At 72.3% G+C, this 19034-nt stretch carries 13 protein-coding genes; 8 read left to right on the top strand and 5 right to left on the bottom strand.

Annotation, left to right across the window (positions count from 1 at the left end):
* Positions 1-363: 363 nt before the first annotated feature.
* On the bottom strand, positions 364-906 hold the full coding sequence (locus tag PSU4_RS27685) for an Rv1733c family protein (RefSeq protein WP_147114820.1): 543 nt from the start codon (positions 904-906) through the stop codon (positions 364-366).
* A gap of 12 nt (positions 907-918) precedes the next feature.
* Complete coding sequence (locus tag PSU4_RS27680; RefSeq protein ID WP_186817221.1) at positions 919-1548, bottom strand: SIMPL domain-containing protein; 630 nt, start codon at positions 1546-1548, stop codon at positions 919-921.
* Between the two features lie 210 nt (positions 1549-1758).
* Between PSU4_RS27680 and PSU4_RS27675 the strand changes: the two genes are divergently transcribed.
* The 4 genes from PSU4_RS27675 to PSU4_RS27660 all read left to right on the top strand — a co-directional run bounded on the left by PSU4_RS27675 (position 1759) and on the right by PSU4_RS27660 (position 7407).
* Positions 1759-2949 carry an ATP-binding protein gene (locus tag PSU4_RS27675; RefSeq protein ID WP_147114814.1) on the top strand — a complete coding sequence of 397 codons (1191 nt, stop codon included), beginning with the start codon at positions 1759-1761 and terminating at the stop codon, positions 2947-2949.
* 457 nt (positions 2950-3406) lie between these two features.
* Entirely contained in the window at positions 3407-3727 is a 321-nt protein-coding gene (locus tag PSU4_RS27670) for a GroES family chaperonin (RefSeq protein ID WP_147114810.1), read from the top strand.
* Positions 3728-3841: 114 nt separating this feature from the next.
* On the top strand, positions 3842-6886 hold the full coding sequence (locus tag PSU4_RS32610) for a VanW family protein (RefSeq protein WP_147114807.1): 3045 nt from the start codon (positions 3842-3844) through the stop codon (positions 6884-6886).
* 95 nt (positions 6887-6981) lie between these two features.
* Positions 6982-7407, top strand: a complete 426-nt coding sequence (locus PSU4_RS27660) for a CBS domain-containing protein (protein WP_147114804.1) — start codon at positions 6982-6984, stop codon at positions 7405-7407.
* A 198-nt stretch (positions 7408-7605) separates the two neighbouring features.
* Here PSU4_RS27660 and PSU4_RS27655 read toward each other — a convergent pair whose 3' ends face one another.
* A complete protein-coding gene (locus tag PSU4_RS27655; protein ID WP_147114801.1) occupies positions 7606-9420 on the bottom strand; it encodes an acyl-CoA dehydrogenase in 1815 nt (604 codons plus the stop codon).
* 229 nt (positions 9421-9649) lie between these two features.
* Here PSU4_RS27655 and PSU4_RS27650 point away from each other — a divergent pair, with 229 nt between their 5' ends.
* From PSU4_RS27650 to PSU4_RS33135, 4 genes are all read left to right on the top strand, one after another.
* Complete coding sequence (locus tag PSU4_RS27650; RefSeq protein WP_222596419.1) at positions 9650-10714, top strand: peptidoglycan recognition protein family protein; 1065 nt, start codon at positions 9650-9652, stop codon at positions 10712-10714.
* 290 nt (positions 10715-11004) lie between these two features.
* Positions 11005-13710: a helix-turn-helix transcriptional regulator gene (locus PSU4_RS27645; protein ID WP_246115392.1), complete on the top strand. Its 2706-nt coding sequence runs from the start codon at positions 11005-11007 to the stop codon at positions 13708-13710.
* Positions 13711-14470: 760 nt separating this feature from the next.
* The gene (locus tag PSU4_RS27640) at positions 14471-14818 is read left to right on the top strand and encodes a hypothetical protein (protein WP_147114798.1); all 348 of its coding nucleotides are present in this window, start codon (positions 14471-14473) and stop codon (positions 14816-14818) included.
* The gene (locus PSU4_RS33135) at positions 14815-15354 is read left to right on the top strand and encodes a DUF3558 family protein (RefSeq protein WP_147114795.1); all 540 of its coding nucleotides are present in this window, start codon (positions 14815-14817) and stop codon (positions 15352-15354) included. Before PSU4_RS27640 ends, PSU4_RS33135 begins: the two co-directional genes overlap by 4 nt.
* Before the next feature lie 19 nt (positions 15355-15373).
* Here PSU4_RS33135 and PSU4_RS27630 read toward each other — a convergent pair whose 3' ends face one another.
* On the bottom strand, positions 15374-16873 hold the full coding sequence (locus PSU4_RS27630) for a dynamin family protein (RefSeq protein ID WP_147114791.1): 1500 nt from the start codon (positions 16871-16873) through the stop codon (positions 15374-15376).
* A gap of 73 nt (positions 16874-16946) precedes the next feature.
* Positions 16947-18785 (bottom strand): dynamin family protein, encoded by a 1839-nt coding sequence (locus PSU4_RS27625; RefSeq protein WP_147114787.1) that lies wholly within the window; start codon positions 18783-18785, stop codon positions 16947-16949.
* Positions 18786-19034 lie beyond the last annotated feature (249 nt).

Here is a 19034-nt window from a genome sequence, read left to right as displayed (position 1 = left end):
AATCAGGTCAACGGTCCGACACGAAGGCGGCGGGGACGGGGAGCTCGGCCTGAGCGGCATGTGCGACGCCCAGGGCGGTCCCGCTGAGCAGTAGCAGTCCGACAGCACCCGCGAGCAGGGCACGAACCGCGCGGACCGGGCCGCGGCGCACGGCGCGGTCGTTCGGTCGCAGGCGCAGGGCCGGGTGTGCGGAACGGCGGAGACGGTGTCGTGCACGGCTGCGGTTCATTCGAAATCGAACCCCCTTGGCCGGTCCGGGGACGCGACCCCGGAATCGACGCGCGACGATTAGGCCGTTCGAGTGTCCATCGTTAGGACGCCGAATAGCCAGCAGATGCCCGTTCTTCACCCGAACGGGACCCGTCACGGAATTCGGCCGCTCCACAGCGGTTCGACCCGCGCCCATTCGCGGTCCCACTGTTCGCTGTCCATCTCGTCGAGCCGCATACGCACCGTGATCGCGATGAGGACCACGGCGGTCCACGCCACCACCGTCCACGCGATGGCCAGCACGATCCCCACGTTCCGGGCGACGTCCGGCGAGCTCGGCGGCTCCCCCACGACCCCGCGCCGGTCGACCCACAGCTGCATCGTCGTCTCGTCGGGCGCACCGACGGCGACGGGCAGCGTCGCCGTGTGCACGCTCCCGTCCGGCGCGGCGTAGCGCACGACCCGCGACATGGTCATCGCCGTGTCGGCGGGGTAGGGCAGTGCCGCGGGCGCGGCGTCGAATTCCAGGACCACCGCCGTCACGGGGCTGAGCCGCGCGGCGGCATCCTCCGAACGGCTCCTCTCCCAATCGTGAGCCAGCAGGCCGATGGGCAGGGCGAGCAGCAGCACGAGCGCGACGAGCGTCGCGACGCTCCGGCGCAGGCGGGCCCGGGCCCGATCGGTGGCGCGTTCCACGGTGGCCCCCGCTCAACCGGCGAGGACGAGCGCCCAGGTGGTCGTGCACTGGGCGGTGACGCGGACGGGTTCGGGTTCGAGCGCCAGCTCGGTGACATCGACGGGCCCGCGGGCGCTCGCGTCCATCGCCGCGGCACGCATCATCATCGGACTGCCGCCGTGATCCTGTGCCTCGGTGAGCTTCTCGAGTGCGCCGAGTGTGCCACCGAGCGCGTCGGCGTAGCCCTCCGCGCGCCTGCGGGCGTCGGCGACTGCCTCGCGCTGGGCCGCGGCGCGGGCCGCGACCTGGTCGTCGAGCAGCCAACGAGGACCGTTGAACGACGCCGGCTCCGCGGCCAGCACGGTCCCCAACACCTTCTCCAGGACGTCCAGGTCGGTGACCCGGAGCTGGATCGTCTCGGTCGCGCGGGCGCCGGACTGCTTGCCGCGGCGCCACTCGGTGCCGACGTGCAGACTCCGGCTGCGCACCTCCACACCGGTGAACGTGAACACCGGCTGGGCCGCGGCGACCGCCCGGCCCAGGTCGCGCACCGCGGTGGCCCGGTCCTTGCCGGTCGCGCTGAACGACACGTCGATCTCGGCCCGGTCCGCGAGCTGCTCGTGCCAGCCCGTCCCCACCGTCACGATCTGCGGATCCCCCACGACTCCAGTTAACCGGATCCCGTCGTATCACGGTGTCTAGTAGATCCGTGAGAAAGCCCTCGACGGTGCGATCGAGCACGTCTGATCGCCCCGTATAAGTCTTTCTCCGACAACGCCTAGAGACTCGTAGACGAGCCGATCGACGACACGCGATCGCGTTCGATAGCGAAATCTAGGGTCCGGCCAAGACAGCCGGATACCGTCCGATCCATGGACCCCGTCCGCAATCCGTTCGCGCCCGGAGCCGGCCAACGCCCCCCGGAGCTCGCCGGCCGCGACAAGGAGGTGGACGCCTTCGAGATCGTCCTGGAACGAGTCGCCCGCGGCCGCCCCGAACGCAGCCTCGTCCTCACCGGACTCCGCGGCGTCGGCAAGACCGTCCTCCTCGGTGAACTCCGCTCCATGGCCGTCCGCGCCGGCTGGGGCGCAGGCAAGATCGAAGCCCGCCCCGACGCCGACCTCCGCCGGCCCCTCTCGGCCGCCCTGCACCGCGCGATCCGCGACCTCGCCGTCCGCCACCGCAACCCCGAACGTGTCGACGAAGTCCTCGGCATCCTCAAGGCATTCGCCCTGCGCGCCTCGCCCGACGGCGCCAAACTCCGCGACCGCTGGCAACCCGGCATCGACGTCCCCGTCAAGAACGGCCGCGCCGACTCCGGCGACATCGAGATCGACCTCGTCGAACTCTTCACCGAGGTCGCCGAGCTCGCCGCCGACGTCGGCACCGGCGTCGCCCTCTTCATCGACGAGATGCAGGACCTGCGCCCCGACGACGTCTCCGCCCTCTGCGCCTCCTGCCACGAGCTGTCCCAGTCCCGGGCCCCGCTCGTCGTCGTCGGCGCCGGACTGCCGCACCTGCCCGCAGTCCTCTCCGCGTCCAAGTCCTACTCCGAGCGCCTCTTCACCTACAGCCGCATCGGCCGCCTCGACCGCGCCGACGCCGACACCGCCCTCCTCGCCCCCGCCGAACGCGAGGACGCCGCCTTCGACAGCGACGCCCTCGACGGGCTCTACGAACGCTCCGGCGGCTACCCCTACTTCATCCAGGCCTACGGCAAAGCCGCCTGGGACGCCGCGCCCAGCAACCCCATCGGCGGCCGCGACGTCGTCGTCGCCGCGCCCGAGGCCGAGGCCGAGCTCGCCGTCGGCTTCTTCGGGTCCCGCTTCGAACGCGCCACCCCCGCCGAACGCGAGTACCTCCGCGCCATGGCCGAACTGTCCGACGGCCGCGACGAACCCGTCGTCACCTCCGGCATCGCCGAGCACCTCTCCCGGCGCGCATCGTCCCTCTCCCCGGCCCGCGACAGCCTCCTCAAGAAGGGGCTCGTCTTCTCCGCGCAGCGCGGCCAGATCGCCTTCACCGTCCCCCACTTCGGCCGCTACCTGCTGACGCAAACCTGAGAGAAGGTTGCTCCGAACGAGTGAATCCTTGATCTCGGGCGGAGCGGTGTAACACCGGGGCCCGCCGAACCGACTCCCTGTACAGCCCCGTGGTGCTGTCGGACCCCCGACCTGGCAGCCCCGCGGGGTTCTCCATTCTCAGGTTCGCGCGCGCTGCAGCGTCCCGCCGGGCCGGGCTGCTGGTGGACCCGGTGATCAGTGGTTGTGGCGCTGAGGCGACGTGGACGTCGCGCGAGCGCCAATCCTGCTGATCACGGCCCACCGGGCCGGCGCCGTCGGAGCGGTATGTGTCTCGAGGAACTGCTCGTCACGCAGGCCGGGGGCGTGTGCCACCCGGCGAGGCCGGACGAATCGTGCGGGCGTCGGCCGGGGCGCGTCCGGTGGATACACCGGCCGAACCTCGCGGACGTCGGATCCCGGACGGGGGCCACACGGCGTGACCCGTAGCATCTGCCCGGTGCCGGACCCACGCCTCGAGATCCAGATGCTCCACGACCGGGTGCTGGTCCGCATCCTCGAAGGCTCCGGTGAGCGGCGGAGCTCCGCGGGCATCGTCATCCCCGCCACGGCGCAGGTCGCCAAGCGGCTCGTGTGGGGCGAGGTGTTCGGGGTGGGGCAGCACGCCCGCTCGGTCAAGGTGGGCGATCACGTCCTGCTCAACCCCGAGGAACAGTACGAGGTCGAGGTGCAGGGTTCGACGTACCTGATCCTGCGCGAACGCGACCTGCACGCCGTCGCCGCCGAGCGCGCCGAGCACGGAACCGGGCTCTACCTGTGACGCCCCGGCCCTGAGGCCGGACTGCTGTATCGCACGATCCTCCGGCCCGCGGGGGTGCTGTAGTGGACGTCCCCGGCCCGCCGGGGTAGCGGTGAAGAGGGGAAGTCGGACGTCATGACCGAGCGTGAGCCCGGGGTCGACGAGGGTCACGAGAACGCCGCAGCGGCGGCCGGATCGCCGGCTGCCGACGATGCCGCGCGGTCCGACACGACCGACACCGGGCCGGCAGCCTCCGCCGACGATGCCGCGCAGCCGGCGTCGTCCCTCTCCGGCGACGACCTCTTCGCCTCCCCGGCCGCGGGTTCGCCCGTCGTGTCGATGCGGCCGGGGCCCACGCTGCCGCCCGCCGAGCCTGCGACCGGCACCGCCGACGGATCGGCGTCCGCGGGTCCGCCTGCGGACGCCGACCCGGCCCCGGCCGTCGCGGACGCATCGGCGGCCGCCGGGCACGACGCCGCCTCGGCCGACCCCGCCGACGCGGAGATCGCTGCGCCGCGTTCGGAGGCGGCGGCCGCGTGGGCCGGCTCCGACGAGCCGCGTGCCGAGCCCACCCCTGAGCCCCCGCCCGTCGGCTCCCGGGCCGTCGACTCCCCGGCGGCCGACTCCCCGCCCGCCGCGGCTGCCGACGCCGACGCCGCGATCGCCGAGCATACGTCCGACGTCGCGCCGACCGCCCCGCCTGCATCCGACAAGGCTGCGTCTGCTGCGCCCGCGGCGGACGCCGTCGCCACGGAGCCCGCCCGTGCCGAGCAGGCCGCCGAGCCCGCCGCTGACCCGACCGCCGCTGCTGCCGCAGGTCGTGAGCCCGCCGCGGAGTCCGCTCGGCCGGAACCTGCCCGCGCGGAGTCTGCCCGCCCGGAGCCTGCCCGCGCGGAGTCCGCCCACGCGGAACCCGCCCGCGCGGAGTCCCCCCGCCCAGAACCCGCTCGTCCGGAACCCGCCACCCCAGCTGCTGCCGCCGAGGTGCCCGCCCCGGCCGCCGAGCCCGTCGAGTCCGGGCGGAGCTGGTTCGACCCCGCCCGCGACACCGAGACGACCGCGGTGCTGCCGGCCGTGCGTCCGGCCACGCCGACCGTCACCCCGAGCGAGCCACCTCGTCCACGACAGGCCGCCCCCGTCGACCCGGCGACCGTCCGCATCCCCGCCCGTCGCACCGAGCAGCCGGTCGAGCGGCCCACCGAGGTCATCCCGGCGATCGCGGCCGAGGCCGCCCGGCGCGAGGCCTCGGGTCGCCCCGAGCAGGGCGAGGCGTCGACGACCCTCACCAAGGGCGCTGCGGCCACCGCCGTGCTCGGCGCCGCTGCCGGCGCCCGGCCCGCCACGGACGCGGGGCGGACCACGACCCTGCGCACGGACGGCCCCGCGGGCGGCGGTGCGGGCGCCCCCGCCGGTCCGGCCGCCGACGCGACCCGGCCCGTCCGCCCCGAGGCCGACTCCGGCGGCGACGGCCCCGACGGGCCGGACACCCCGGAGTCGGGCGGCAAGGGTCGTCGGCGGCGCAGGCCGCTGCTCGTGGCGGCCGCGGTCGTCGGGTTGCTCGCGGTCCTCTACGTCGTCGACCTCCTGCTCGGCATGGGCGACATGCCGCGCGGGGTGTCCGTCGCCGGCCAGGCGGTCGGCGGGATGTCGCGCGAGGAGGCGGAGGCGTCGTTGCGCGCGACGATCGACCCGCGCTCGGCGCAGCCGGTCGTCGTGACCGCGGGCGACGTCCGCACCGAGATCGACGCCGGCACGGCGAAGCTGGGCGTCGACTGGGACGCCACCATGGAGCGCGCGGGCGCGCAGCCGCTCAACCCGATCGCTCGTGTCCAGTCGTTCTTCGTCGACAAGGACTTCGACATCGTCAGCACGGCCGACGACCGCGCGGTCGCCGCTGCGTTGGAGGGCATGGGCCCGCTGGTCGACGACGAGGCCACCGAGGGGTCGGTGCGTTTCGACGGGTTGGAGCCCGTCCCGGTGATGCCCGAGGACGGTCACCGTCTCGACGTCGCGGCGGCGGTCCCGCTCGTCTCGACGAAGTGGGCGACGGGGCAGCCGGTGGAGCTCCCGTTGGTCACGTTGAAGCCGGTCACGACGCCCGATGACGTCCGGCAGGCCGTCGACTCGGTCGCGCGGCCCGCTGTGGCGGCGCCGATCACCGTCACCGGTGAGGGCGCGCGGGGCACGCTCGACCCGGCCGACATCGCGAAGGCCCTCACGTTCCGGGCCGACGCGGCCGCGTCGCCGAAGCTCGTCCCGGAGCTGAACCCGGAGGTCGTGTCGGACGCGTTGTCGCCGCAGCTGGAGAAGACGGAGAAGCCGGGTCGCGACGCGACGCTCGACGTCAGCGGCCCGACGCCGGTCGTCGTCCCGTCGCAGGACGGCCGTGGCATCGACTACCCGGCCACTCTCACCTCGATGGTCCCGGTGCTCACCGCGCAGGCCCCGCGCGAGGTCGCGGCCGTCTACGGCGACAAGCCGGCCAAGGTGACCACCGAGGACGTCGAGAAGCTGGGCATCGCCGGGGAGATCAGCACGTTCACCACCGGTGGGTTCGCGGCCGACTCGGGGCGCAACATCAAGCGTGCTGCCGACCAGATCGACGGCACCATCGTGAAGCCGGGCGAGACGTTCTCGCTCAACGCGAAGACGAACCCGCGCAACGCGGCCAACGGCTACGTCGAGGCCGGGATCATCGAGGACGGGCACCCGGCGCGCGGCGTCGGGGGCGGCGTGTCCCAGGTGGCGACGACGCTGTACAACGCTGCCTACTTCGCGGGCATGGTCGACGTCGCGCACAAGGAGCACAGCTTCTACATCAGCCGCTACCCGGTGGCGCGCGAGGCGACGGTGTTCGACAACGTCATCGACCTCAGGTTCCGCAACGACGGCCCGACGGGCGTCCTGATCAAGACGTTCTGGACGCCGACGAGCCTCACGGTGAAAATCTACGGCACCAAGCGCTACGAGGTGACGTCGACGACCGGGCCGCGGACCAACGAGACCCCGCCGAGCCCGGTGACCATCCCGGCCGGGCAGCCGTGCGCGGCGAGCAGCGGGGCTCCGGGCTTCACCGCGACCGACACCCGGACGCTGCGCAACGTGCAGACCGGCGAGGTGCGCACGGAGAAGCGCACGGTGCGCTACAACCCGTCACCGATCGTCGTCTGCGGAGGCTGAGGCCGACCGCCGGTCGGGTGTTCCGACTTTCGAGACGGCCGTCACATTCGTACCCTCTGAGTGACAGTGCCGTCACCGAGGATCGGGGATCGCCGATGCGAATATCGGACGTACTGCGCAACAAGGGCTCTGGCGTCGCCACGATCGGGGCCGACGCCTCCGTCGGCGACGTCATCGCCATGTTGACCACAGGGAACTACGGCGCCTTGCCCGTGATGGACGGGGACCGGCTGGTCGGGATCGTGTCGGAACGCGATGTCGTGCGCCGGCTGCACGAGATCGGACCGGCGCTGGTCGGGACCCCGGTCGTCGACATCATGACCAGTGACGTCGTCACCGCCTCGCCCGAGGACAGTGCTCTGGAGCTCTCGCGGATCATGACCGAACGCCGTATCCGGCACCTGCCGGTCACTGCCGACGGCGCCCTCGTCGGCATCGTGAGCATCGGAGACATGGTCAAGGCGCGCATCGACTCCCTCGAGGAGGAGCGCGAACAGTTGCAGTCCTACATCGCGTCATAGGAGCGCGCTGGGGACTCGGACCTACTGCGCGACGCCCGGCCGGCGCTCTCGCAGCGTTGGGCGGGTACGCCGCATCCGCCCGCCTTGCGACGGCACCGCCTGGACGTCGCTCGCGACGGTCGGAGCTGTTCCGCACCCTCCTGACGACCGGTGACGTGTCGACGGGCCCGGCGTCGCGCCGGGCCCGTCACACGTGTGTCAGAACGCGGCCTCGGGGAGTTCCATCAGCGCGTTGTCGGTGTTCTCGACGATCTTGCGGTCCGCGGTGAGCCGCGGCAGCACCGTCTTGGCGAAGAAGTGCGCGGCGCCGACCTTGCCCTCGTAGAATGCCTGGTCCTTGGCCGGCACGTCGCTGCCGAGCTTCTCGAGCGCGACCGTGGCTTGGCGCAGCAGCAGCCACGCGACGAGCAGGTCGCCGACGGCCATCAGGAACCGCACCGAGTGCTGGCCGACCTTGTAGACGTTCGCCGGGTCCTGCGCCGAGCCCTTGAGCTGGGCGGTGAGCGCCCCGAGCATGCCCTGGACGTCGCCGAGGGCGCGGGTGAGCAGCTCCCGCTCCTCCTTCAGCCGGCCGTTGCCGGAGTCGGCGGCGAGGAACGCCTGGATCTCCCCGGCGACGTGCGTCAGGGCCTGGCCGTTGTCGCGCACGATCTTGCGGAACACGAAGTCGAGCGACTGGATCGCCGTCGTGCCCTCGTAGAGGGAGTCGATCTTGGCGTCGCGGATGTACTGCTCGATCGGGTAGTCCTGCAGGTACCCGGAGCCGCCGAGGGTCTGCAGCGACAGCAGCAGCATCTCACTGGCCCGCTCGGAACCCACACCCTTGACGACGGGCAGCAGCAGGTCGTTGACCTTCTCCGCCAGCGCGGTGTCGCCGCCGGCGCGGATGCGGTCCTGGTAGGTGGCCGTGTAGGTGTAGAGCGCGCGCAGGCCCTCGGCGTAGGCCTTCTGCAGCATGAGGATCCGGCGCACGTCGGGGTGGTGGGTGATGGTGACGCGCGGCGCGGCCTTGTCGAGCATCTGCGTCAGGTCGGCGCCCTGGACGCGCTCCTTGGCGTACTCCAGCGCGGCGAGGTAGCCGGCCGAGAGCGTGCCGATGGCCTTGGTGCCCACCATCATCCGGGCGTACTCGATGACCTGGAACATCTGCGCGATGCCGTCGTGCACGTCGCCCAGCAGGTAGCCGACGGCAGGCGTGCCGTGCTGACCGAAGGTGAGCTCGCACGTCGTCGAGGCCTTGAGGCCCATCTTGTGCTCGACGCCCGTCACGAAGGCGCCGTTGCGCTCACCGGGCTCGCCGGTCTCGGGGTCGAAGTGGAACTTGGGGACGAGGAACAGCGACAGCCCCTTCGTGCCGGCTTTCGCGCCCTCGGGGCGGGCCAGGACGAGGTGCATGATGTTCTCGGTCATGTCCTGCTCGGCGGAGGTGATGAACCGCTTCACGCCGTCGATGTGCCAGGTGCCGTCGTCCTGCTGGACGGCCTTGGTGCGGCCGGCGCCGACGTCGGAGCCCGCGTCGGGTTCGGTGAGCACCATGGTGGCGCCCCAGCCACGCTCGATCATCAGCTCGGCCCAGCGCTTCTGCCGGCCGGTGCCGTTGCGGTGTACGACCGACGCGAAGTTGGGGCCGGCCATGTACATGAATGCGGCCGGGTTGGAGCCCAGGATCAGCTCGGCGGCGGCCCACTGCACGGTCGGCGGGATGCCGTAGCCGCCGAGGTCGGCGGGCAGGGACAGCCGCCACCACTCGCCGTCCCACAGCACCTTGTAGGCGTCCTTGAGCGACTGCGGCAGGGTCACCGAGTGCGTCGCCGGGTCGAACACCGGCGGGTTGCGGTCGGCGTCGACGAACGACTCCGCGAGGGGGCCCGTGGCGACGCTGTCCAGCTCGGCGAGCACACCGCGGATGGTGTCGAGGTCGACCTCGGAGTCCGCCGCCAGTGCGTCCTGGACCCGGAACACCTCGAACAGGTTGAACTCGAGGTCGCGCAGGTTGCTCCTGTAGTGGCCCATCCCCAGGTCACCGCCATTTTCCACTCGTCCGGAGGTCGTCCTCGGCAACGACCTACTCACCGGTAACTCCAAGGATATTACCGACGGGTAACCCGCGGCAACCGTTCCCGCCCGCCGAGATCGCCTCACACCTTCGGGTTCGACCGTTGTGCACGCTGCGTATGTGCTGAATGGTGCTCATGGTGTTCCTGTGACTCACGTGGTCACCGGGTCGAGCGAAGGAGTGGGCGTGGACGGCATCCGGATGACGCGCTGTGGTTTTCTCGCCGGCGGGCTCGCCCTCGCCGGGACGGCCGTCCTCGGCCCCACCCTCGGTGCCGGGACCGCCCTCGCGAGCTCCTCGCCACCCATCACCGACTGCGCCGGCTGGGGCGCCCGCCCCAACAGCGACATCGTCCCGATCTGGAACCGGCGGCCCGTCAAGATCCTCGTGCACCACACCGCCACCCCCAACGGCGGCGACCTCAGCGAGGGCGCCGGATACTCCCTCGCCCGCAGCATCCAGCGGTTCCACATGGACACCCGCGGCTGGCTCGACACCGGCCAGCACTTCACCATCAGCCGCGGCGGCTTCGTCATGGAAGGACGCCACCGCAGCCTCGAGGTCCTCCGCAGCGGCACCCGCCAGGTCGAGGGCGCGCACTGCACCGGACAGAACGTCGTCGCCGTCGGGATCGAGAACGAGGGCACCTACATCGACACCGTCCCCACCGGAGCGCTCTGGGACAGCCTGCGCGCCACCTGCGCCTACATCTGCATCCAGTACGGGATCGCCCCCACCGAGCTCTACGGCCACCGCGACTTCAAGAACACCGCCTGCCCCGGCGACGCCCTCTACGCCATGCTCCCCAGGCTGCGCGGCGAGGTCGCCGGACTGCTCGGCCGCAACATCGAGGGCGGCGCCGCCCACAAGGCGTCCTGGCCGCTGCTGCGCCCCGGCGACACCGGCGACGCCGTCACCGCTGCCCAATACCTGCTGCGCGACAACGGGCTCACCGAGGTCATCCCCAACGGCCACTACGACGCCGCCACCTCCGACGCCGTCCTGCGCTACCAGTACGCCACCGGCGCCGAGGACGTCGGCATGATCGGCGGCGAGACCTGGCCGGTCCTCGCCCGCACCGTCCGCAGCAGCGAGGACAGCGACGCCGCCAAGGCCGTCGAGACCCTCGCCGCCCGTCGTGGCGTCGAGAGCGTCCCCGACGTCGTCGACCGGCCCGACTGGCAACGCCTCCTCGGCACCGGCGGCGCCCCCGCCGACCTCACCGCCGACCCCACCGGCCCTCCCCGCTGACGGCCCACTGACCCGTGTCCGGCCGCCGGTTGCACGAACGGCACAGTGGGGCAACTGAATGGCGCGAAAGGGCCGTTCGTTCGGGTCCGCGAGAGCGGCCCGTCGCGTCCGAGGCGCCTGTCGTCGATCGCCGCTCGATCGCGGGCACGCGGCCGGCCCGCTGACCGCGCCCATCACCCTCCCGGGCGACTTCGCGACCGCGTGACCTGGGAGTCGGCTGTGGCCCCCGCTACCCTCGATGCCCGCGCCCCTGATCAGGTGAGGGAGTGCGTCCGAGGGGAGGGGCTCGCGTGAGCGTGACGGCCCGGTCGATGGGCCCGGGGGCCGGCTCCGAGCCGTCCCGGCCCGAACCGGACGGCGCCCTCGCCGGCGCCACCGCCGCCCGCAGGCTCTACCGCGAGATCGTCGCCGCCCCTGCCTCGCCCCGCCGTATCGACGTCGTCGCTCCCGCCGGACACGGCAAGACCGTCCTGCTGGACCTCCTCGCCGACGCCTACCGCGCCGCCGGCGCCCCCGTTCTGCGCGCCCTGCCCGCCGAGCTCCCCGAGGACGCCGTCCTCGTCCTCGACGACGTCCATCTCCTGCCCGCCGCCGACCTGCGCCGGGTCCGCGACATCGCCGCCGCCCGCAGCCATCGCCTCGTCGTCGCCCACCGGCCCTGGCCCACCGGGCCCGAGCTCGCCGCCCTCGGCGGCGCCATCGCCGGCGGCGGCACCCTCCTCGTCCTCGGCGCCCTCGACCGGCCCGGCGTCGCCGCCCGCGCCGCCCGCATCCTGCGCGAACGCCCACCCGTCCCGCTCGTCGACCACGTCCTCGCGCAGACCGCCGGCCTGCCCGACCTCGTCGACCGCCACCTCACCGGCATCCTCGATCAGATCGGTCCCGCCGACCGCGCCCGCCTCGCCCAACCCGGCGGTATCCCCACCCGGCCCCCGCAGAACCTCGTCCACCAGCTCGGATACGCCGTCTACGGCATGGAACGACGCGTCCGGGAGCTCCTCGTCGCCCTCGCGCTCGGCGCCCCCCGCGACGCCGAGGTCCTCGTCCCCCTCCTCGGCCTCGCCGACGCCGCCGGCGGGGGGATCGACGAGGTCGACGAGCTCGTCGAGGAAGCCCGCTCCGCCGGACACCTCACCGCCGACGGCGCCCTCCCCCCGCTCGTCGCCCACTCCGTCCGGCAACGCGTCCCCGGTGCCCGGCGCCTCGAGGTCCGACGCACCCTCGCCGAGATCGAGCTCGACCGCGGCGGTTCCGTCCTCACCGCCGCCCGCGGCCTCCTCGACACCGGTGCCACCGGCGCCCGCGCCGCCGAGGTCTTCGTCGCCGGAGCCGACGAGGCCGCCCGCACCGGCGACCCCGTCGCCGGCCCCCTCTACGAAGCCGCCGTCGCCGCGGGCGCTCCCGGCCTGCGGCTCGCCGCCCGCCGCGCCGAAGCCGCCGTCCGCGCGGGCGACCTCGACCTCGCGCTCGCCCAGGCCGACCAGGTCCTGACCCACGTCGACGCCGTCGACGTCGAGGACGCCGTCGTCGCCGGCACCGCCGCCGCAGCGGTCCTCGCGCACCGCGGGCTCCTCGCCCGCAGCGCCGAGCTCTACCGGTGGATGAGCGCCGTCGGTGGGTCCGCCGAGACCGGGCCGCTCGCCGTCCCGGCACTGATCGGGACGGGGGCGCTGGAAGAAGCCCGGGCGCTCCTGTCGCCGCCCGCTCCCGCCGCGGCGGCGCCGCAGCCCCCGTCCATCCTCGCGCCGCCTCCCCTGTTCGGTGGACCGTCGCCGACCGCGACCGTGGGCCGCCCGCCCACGCTGCTGGCCTCCGCCGAACAGCTCATGGCCGCCGGTGTGCTCGACTCCGTCGCCGGCTCCCCCACCCGCGCCCTGTCCCAGCTCGCCCGCTCCGCGTCCCTGCTCGAAGCGTCCAACCGGGCCGCCCTCCTGCCTGACACCCCCGCCGCGCTCGCCGCGCTCGTCGCCATCCACTGCGGTGAGCTCGACGTCGCCCAGTCCGTCCTCGACCGCGCCGTCGACGTCGAACTCGGTGGCCCCGCCGCCGTCGCTCGCCACCAGCTCCTGCTCGCCTGGATCGCTGTCTTCCGCGGTGCCGTCCCCACCGCCCGGTCGCTGCTCGCCACCGCCTCACCCATCGACGCCCGTCTCGAACCCCGCGACGAGCTCCTCGCCGCCGCCCTCGAGGTGTCCATCGCCCGCCGCGCAGGCGACCTCGCCGCCCTCATGCCCGCCTGGGGACGCGCCCGCGAGGCGATCGTCCGCCACCCCGTCGACCTCTTCGTCCTCCAACCCCTCGGCGAGCTCGCCATCGCCGCCGCCCGGCTCCGCGAGACCAGCTGGGTCCGCCCCCACCTCGACGAAGCCGCCACCCTCCTCGACCGGCTCGGCCGCCCCGCACTCTGGTCGGCACCCCTGCACTGGTCACAGCTGCACGCCGCGATCGTCGCCGACGACCGCGCCGCCGCCACCGCCCACGCCGACGCCCTCCGCGACGCCGCCCCCGTCAGCCGCTACGCCACCGCCATGGCCGACGCCGCGCCGCACTGGGTCAACCTCATGGACGCCGAGGTCGACGCCGACGCCGTCGAAGCCGCCGCGCGCGGGCTCCACGCCGTAGGGTTGTCGTGGGAGGGCGGCAAACTCGCAGGTCAAGCCGCCATTCGCACCCGCGACCGCAAGGCCATGACGGCGTTGCTCGGCGCGGCCCGGGCCATGCAGGGCGGCGGCCCCGTCGCCACCGCTCCCCCCAACGCCGTCCAGGCCGACGCCCCCGAGCCCGAGGACCTCGGCGAGGGACCTCTCAGCGACCGGGAGCGCGAGGTGGCCAAACTGGTGCTGGAGGGGCTGACGTACAAGCAGGTCGGCGAGCGCCTGTTCATCAGCGCCAAAACCGTGGAGCACCACGTCGCCCGCATGCGCCAACGCCTCGGCTCCAACTCCCGCGGCGAACTCTTCGCCCACCTCCGCCAGATCGTGGGCCCCGACACCTGACCCCCTCCCGGCGCGCAACCTCACGGTTGTGCGGACGGCGGGTTGAGGACCGTGAGGTTGCGCGCGGTGTGGCGGCCGCCGTGCGGCACCCCGCCCCGGCGTTGCGCGGCCCCGGCCGCCGCGTGGCTCCGGGAGTCGGCGCTCGGTTTCGCGAGTCGTCGGCCAGGCTGCAGGCTGCGCGACGACCCCGGAAGGCGCGTGACGATGGCGGACGCCGAGCGCGGGGCGGCGCCGCGCCCCCCATCGTCGTGCACCCATTTGCCGGGGTGCTTGGACGTTGCGCCGGGCGCGGGCAGCCTCGTCGACGGGCCCGGCGCCGCCCCGCGAGCACGCGCCGCCAACGGCCCCACAGAGCCACCGCACACCTTTCCGACGCGCCGCACCCCCTGCAAGGTGTGCGACGGAGCTGCAACCGGTGCGGTCGTGCGAAGCGCCGCGCAGTCGGAGGCACCGCGCGTGTTCTCCCTCCAGGGCGTGGATCTTCAGCTCACCGCTCGGCATGCAGGGCGAGCGTCGGCCGCAGAACTCGCGCGGTGCCGACGAAATGCACGCGGCGGCCATGGGCGATCTCGATCGTCGACACGCGCACCCCCACGACTGCACACCCTCGCGACACGAAGACGACGACCGTGTCCGCAGAGCACGTCGTGGCGTCGCTCTGGGCAGGCTCAACGACACGGGAGCGGTCTCGGCCGTCCCGGTCGGGCACATTCGCTCGAAAATGGCCCGCACGGCGCGCTTGCCGATCTACTGTGCGGCCGTGGACGTGGACATCGACGGCCTCAGGGTCGGCCTCAACGCTTCTGCGGCGGGGATGAGCATCAACCGCGAGAACGTGCTCAAGGTGGGCGCAGTCTTGCTCGCGGAGGCCGACCGTCTGGATGCGGTGATCGGAGACGTAGTCGGGGTGAAGGCTGGGCGCTGCGGCGGCGATCCCGTCTCTGGTGATGCAGCCGAGGCATTCACCGAGCGAGCACATCTCTTGATCGAGGTCTACCGAGGGTACGTATCCGATCTCCGCCGGCATGCGGCCTCGCTCAAGGAGTCCGCTCGCGGATATGGTTACGCTGACGAAGAGATCAGGGCGGTCTTCGAGGTCTCTCGGTGATTCGAAGACTTGTTTCTTATATCGCGTTCTGTACTCTTCTCGCCCTAGCTGGATGCAGCGCTGAGAGTGATCAGCGACGTAACGAGGGGCCCGGCCCGTCTGGTTCGGTCGAGGCGATCCCGATTGACCCCTGCTCTTTGGTCGACAGTGTCCTGCGGATTTCGTTTCCGCTCGGAACGGGGCTTCCGAAGCCTGACGTCCCCGTCGCTGGAGCGCGTTCGTGTCACTGGTTCTCGACTGATCGTGAGTACTCGCTGGTGTTCGGCTTCTTTCCGGCGGGATATAGCATCGACGAGATATCGCTCCGATATGCCGACGCGACGTTCGCAGATGTCGATGGGAGACGTGCGGTGCAAGCGTCGTCCGGTCTGGATTCATTGGGTCCGACCTGTCTCTTGTTCACCGAGCTTCAGGCCGGAAGGGTCGCCTATACTCAGGTCCGATTGCTCGATACACCGGCTGGAATTGCGTCCAAGGGGCCCTGCCTGCGAATCGTCGACTTCACACGAGCTGTGCTGACGTCTGCGAATTTGTGAACGCTACCCCCGCCGGGATTCAGTAGCGGTGGAGGCTGGCGAGCATTCCTTCGCAGCTGCGGACGACGATGCGGGCGGCGTCGGCGGTGTTGCGGCTGGAGAGGGGGCTCTCGGCGCGGCGCTTCCATCGGGTCGCGGCCTCGAGGGCGGCGCGGCGGAGGTCCTCGGGGTGGATGCCCGGGTCGAGGCCCAGTCTTGCCGCGGCGGAGCCGCCGTCGCCGCCGAGGAGGCGTTCGGCTTCCTCGATGGCGTCGGTGGGGAGTTTGACGGCGCCGGCGCGGAGGGCGGAGAGCATGCGCAGCTCGACGAACTCGTGCGCCCCGGCAAGGATTTTTTCGACCTCGGCGGAGAGCGCGGCGGCGGCGGGGCGGGGTTCGCGCTGCAGCACCATCTCGACGGCCAGCAGGGCGGACCGTGATTTGAGCAGGTCGCGGCGTTCGGTGAACTGCGTCGCCAGCACGGTGCGGAGGTCTTCGAGGCCGCTGCGGCGGACGAGTTCCTCGGCGACGCGGGTGGGGTCGTTGATGCCTTGCCGGACGAGGGTGACGCCGAGCCGGACGCCGAAGAGCCCGAAGCGTTCGATGAGGCGGGCGCGTGCGTCGGTGTCGGGGTGGGCGAGTTCGACGCCTTCGCCGCGGACGAAGCGGTCGACGGACAGCAGCAGGCCGTCCATGTCGGCGCGGGGTAGTTCGGCGAGGGCGACGAGGGCGGCGAATTCGTCCTGGCGCATGGTGCGGCCGGTTTGGGCGAGGAGTCCGGCGACGGCGACGACGGTCTGGCAGAGGCCGCGGATCTTTTCGTCGGATCGGTAGCGGCGGGCGATGCGGCGTGCGGAGGTGAGGGCGTCGAGGCGGCCGACGCCGATCTCGTCGGCACGTGAGAGGACGGCGATGGTGTTGACGGGGGTGGCTTTGGCGACGCCCTGGTCGTAGAACGATTCGAGGAACCGCACGTCGGTGGCGTGCAGGTGGCGCATCAGGTAGATGACGGCGTCGGCGGGGGTGGGTGCGTCGTCGGGGGTGAGGAAGGCGCCGGCGCGCATGGAGGTGTCGCCGGAGAGGGAGGCGATGCCGGGGGTGTCGATGAGGGTCTGGCTGCGCAGGTTCTGGGAGGGCCAGTCGACGACGAGCCTGTCGACCTGGTCGGTGGGGGTGCCTTGGAGGTCGAAGGCGAGGGCGCCGCGGTTGCGGTGGATGGTCAGTGGCCGGGGTTGGGCGGCCTTGGGGTACATGAGGACCTTGGGGACGTGCCCGTCCTGGTACCAGGTGACGACGCGCGTGCACTCGCCGGCGTCGGTGGGGGCGATCTCTTCGCCGACGAGGGCGTTGAGCAGGGTGGACTTGCCGGCTTTGACCTTGCCGGCGATGGCGACGCGCAGCGGCTCGTCGAAACGTTCGAGGTGGTGTCGGAGCCAGCCGAGGGCCTGGGGGCTGTCGGAGTAGGCCTCCATGGTGTGTCGCAGCAGGACCCGGACCGTGGATCCGAGCGGGGGTGCCTGGCCCATCGTCGGGGCGCTCATCGCAGGCCCTCGCCGGCGCTCGGGCGGCGCCGTGCGCACGCGCTGTGTCGCCGGTTCGCTCGCTGTCGCTCGCTCACGCCTGCTTCCCCGTGGTGACCTGCCCGGCTTGGGCGGCGAGTTGTTTGGCGCGTTCGCCGAGGGCTTCGATGCGGGTGAGTTCGGCGCGCAGGTCGCGGATGCGGGACTCCCGCTCGTTGGTGTCGGTCTTGACGGCCGACTGGGCGGCGGCGACGGACGTCGCCAGGGAGGTGGAGACTTCCTCGGCGAGGACGGTGAAGTGGTCGCGCAGGTCGCGCTGGATGCGGCGCAGCATGTCCCGGGAGTCCTTGGAGACCTGGAAGGTCACCTCGTCGATGTGGCGACGCACCGCGTTCTTCGACTCGGCCTGTCGCCGTTGCTTGAGGCGTTTCCGCTCGTCGCGCACCGTTTTGCCGCCGAAGAGGAGGCCGGCGCCGATGGAGATGGGGTTGAGCAGGGTGAGGCCGGCGATGCTGGTGGCGAGGCCGATCATGAGGAGGCCGCCGTAGCCGCCGCGCATCCCGGTGAAGAGTTTCTGGCCGATGCCGAACTTCTCGTCGACGGGTTGTTCGAGCGCGCCGACGCGTCCGCCCATGGTGCCGACGGTGTCTTCGAACCGCAGTGTCGGGAGCGCGATCTCGGCGCCTTCGGCGAAGTGTTCGGCGACCTGCCCGGCGAGGTAGCGGGCGCGTTCGGCGGTCCACACGAAGTTGGCGGACGCGGCCGTGGACACCTGCTGGTGCATCCATTCTGCGAACTGGTCCCAGATGTCGGCCGGGTCGGCGTCCTCGAGGAGCTGTTCGGCGTCGCGGGCGATGGCGCGCAGCCGGTCGCGCAGGTCGTAGTCGATGTCGGCGATGAGGTCGGCGACGCCGTCGTTGAGGGTGGTCTGCCAGCGGGCGGAGCGCTGGCGCAGGGCGTCGGCGCGGGTCTTGGCGGAGGTGAGGTCGGCGACGAGGGCTTCGGCCCGCTCGGGGTCCTCCTGCGCGGTCAGCTCGGATTTCATGGTGGTGGCGAGCTGCTCGCAGACGTCGAGGACGTCCTGCGCGGTGGAGCGGCGGTCGAGGTCGTCGGCGCGGGCGACGACGCGGTTGAGCAGGAACGCGATGAGCTCTTTGAACCCGGACTCCTCCATGAGGGCGGCGTCCTGGGTCTGTGCGGCGTGCAGGCGCAGCGTCGAGGAGATGGGCAGGATGTCGGCCTTGACTCCGGCGCGTTCGAGGTGGCCGGCGTCGAGCTCGACGATGCGCCGCCAGTGCGGGTAGAGGTCGGTCTTGGTGACGACGCACGCGACGTTGGGGCACAGTTTCATCGCCGCGCCGAGGAACTCCATCTCGGGGGCGGTGTACTCCTGGGCGGCGTCGGAGACGAGGAGGACGGCGTCGGCGCTGGGCAGTACCGACATCGTGGCTGCACCGTGGGCGGAACCGAGCCCGCCGACGCCGGGGGTGTCGACGAGGACGAGCCCGCCGGCGAGGAGCTTGCGCGGAAGCGAGACCTCGGCGTAGCTCAGTTTGGCCCGGTTGTCGGGATTGCCGGCTTCGGAGACGAACTCGGCGAGGCGCCCGATGGGTACCTCTGTGCGCTCAGGGGGCCGTTCGTCGTCGGGGCCGTGGTCGCGCACGATCGACACGGCCGGTGTCTCGCCGTGCTTGACGACGGTGGGCACCGAGGTGGAGATGTCGTCGTCGACGGGGCAGACGGGGGCGTTGACCAGCGCGTTGACCAGCTGGGACTTGCCTTGCTTGAACTCGCCGACGATCAGGACGCGGACCGCGGGGTCGGCGAGGCGTTTGCGGGTGTGCTGCAGCCGCAGTCCGAGGTCGGGCCGCTGGTAGGCCGTGGTCGCCTTGAGCGCCAGGTCGACCAGGTCGACAGCTGCCGGAACCGCCACTACGAGCCGAACCCCCTACGTCCGCTTCTGCGTTCGATGTCCTTCGTACACGACGAGATCGGCCCCGCCTTCCCGGGTCCGGGAAGGCGGGGCCGATCGTCGGGTGGAACTCAGTTTACCGCTCGGGCGGTGCGTCAGGCGACGTCCACGCCGTCGGCGCCGGTGCCCGCGCCGCCGGTGTTGCCGGAGGCGACGTCGTTGTGCGAGAGCACGTCGTTGTTCGACAGGACGTCGATGTCGGCGTCGGTG

The sequence above is a fragment of the Pseudonocardia sulfidoxydans NBRC 16205 genome (genome assembly GCF_007989085.1).
In the GTDB taxonomy this organism is placed as follows: domain Bacteria; phylum Actinomycetota; class Actinomycetes; order Mycobacteriales; family Pseudonocardiaceae; genus Pseudonocardia; species Pseudonocardia sulfidoxydans.
This window is presented reverse-complemented; position numbering and strand designations above follow the sequence as displayed.